Below are 1,794 nucleotides of genomic sequence, written 5' to 3'. Positions count from 1 at the left end.
AATAATTCTAGCATAAGAGAGTTGATGGATTTTATTGAACAAAATGAATTTGAAGATTTCACAATCCATATTATAAATGATTTTAGAGGGTTGGGGTAAAATGGGGTTGGGGGGTAAAAAGCATTATTTAGTGGTTTTAATGAAATATTTTATAAATTGAGTGTAGAATCCAAAGCAATAAAATCTAAAGGATAGATTTGAAAGCGAAATATTGGGCATCAGAAACAAGAGGCGAAGTTCTTTTGGGGCAACATTTAGATATAGACGATATAAAATATATCGAAAACCAAGAAGCGATGCTTGTCTTAAAATGGTATCGGAAAGATAGCTTTTATATGTCACATAGTCAAGAAAATGAGGTTATTTACAATCCTTTTTATGATTGTTCTGTCGAAATTATTGTTTATACGCAAGAGCATATTATCAATCTTGCGAGTTATTTGGAGCAAGATTGGATGGATTATATCCGCAGTGATTGGGATAGTAGTTGGCATACATTTGATAAAGCTTACGCGCTGTTGCCTTTAAATCAACTTTATGCCGAGCTAATCTTAAGCACTATGGCAAAAGATAAACTAGCTTGGTTTTTTCAAGAAAGAATCTTGGGTTTTGTTCAAATTCCTGTAGTTGTTAGCTTGGAAGTGTTTTGCAAATTAAAATCTAAAATCAACAATGAAGAAGTTTATAGGCTTTTTGGAAATGCTCTTGAGATGAGGCAAATAGGTAGAGCATTGGAGTTTGAAAAAACTATTTCACAGGGTGTTTTGGAAGATAAATTTTATTTTTTGTCTAGAAAACTTCAAGAAGAAAAAAATGCTTTTTTGCTTCAAAAAAGCAGAATTTATCAAGATAATTTATCCAAAATTAGTAGATTCCACTCAAAAAATACAAAAGAATTATGGTATTTTTTGTTAAGTCAAAATTTCCCCCAAAAGCAAAAAAGATATAATTTGTTGGATTTAAGACCTGATTATATTAAAGAGGGCGGAATTTGGATGTGCGTTAGGGCGTTTTTTGAAATCCATTCTTGCTACCCCAAAGATGAAGATAAGATTATGAGAAATAGATACGAACAATATATTCTAAAGAATCGAAAAAAATTTGTTTATAACGCCTTTTTGGGTGAATTTGTCCGTTTTGTTTGTGATGTAAATATCAATAGTGGCGCAAAGAAGACATCGCCCAAAATGCTGATTGCCTTGCCATTTTATGAAGATATAGAAAAATTTGGATATTTTACTGATGGAGATACAAACTGCGCTGCTTGGTTGAATTGGTTAGAAATTAGAGAGAAATTTATGCAAAATAATCCTAAATCATTAAACCCCAATGAATGCGTGATTTTTGCTACAAATATTTTAGAGAATGATATTGCGCGAGTAAAAATTTGTGAGTTTGATGTCTTGAATCCTAAAGAGCCTAATTTGCATAACCTTAACCAAATCATTTTAGAGGATTGCTATATGAGTGCTTCTCATATTATACCTTTGCCAAATTTTACGCGAGATGAAGGAGGGATTATGTATCCTAGCTCCCAATACCCCATATGTATGTTTAATGCAAAGAATCAAAAGAATGTATTTTTCAAAGAAGTTTGATAGTCGCATTTGATTAACGAACAACAAAATAATCCTTTAAAAGGAAGCCCTATGAATCCCTGCCTTACCGCAAGAAGTTCGCCTGATGCCTAACAAAATTCCAGCCATTAAACTTATGGAATCCAAAACTTTCGCTCCTGAACTTTGTAAGTTTTATGCTGCATATATGTTTGTGGTAGGAGTGGTCTATTCTTTA

1 protein-coding gene is annotated in these 1,794 nt (G+C 32.3%); it reads left to right on the top strand.

Annotation, left to right across the window (positions count from 1 at the left end; translation table 11 throughout):
• Positions 1–197 precede the first annotated feature (197 nt).
• Complete coding sequence (locus tag LS69_RS09975) at positions 198–1,598, top strand: hypothetical protein (protein ID WP_138124672.1); 1,401 nt, start codon at positions 198–200, stop codon at positions 1,596–1,598.
• Positions 1,599–1,794 lie beyond the last annotated feature (196 nt).

The organism is Helicobacter sp. MIT 05-5294 (assembly GCF_000765675.1).
Lineage (GTDB): Bacteria > Campylobacterota > Campylobacteria > Campylobacterales > Helicobacteraceae > Helicobacter_D.
The sequence above is the reverse complement of the archived record's forward strand: the minus strand, read 5'-3'. Positions and strand labels throughout refer to the sequence as shown.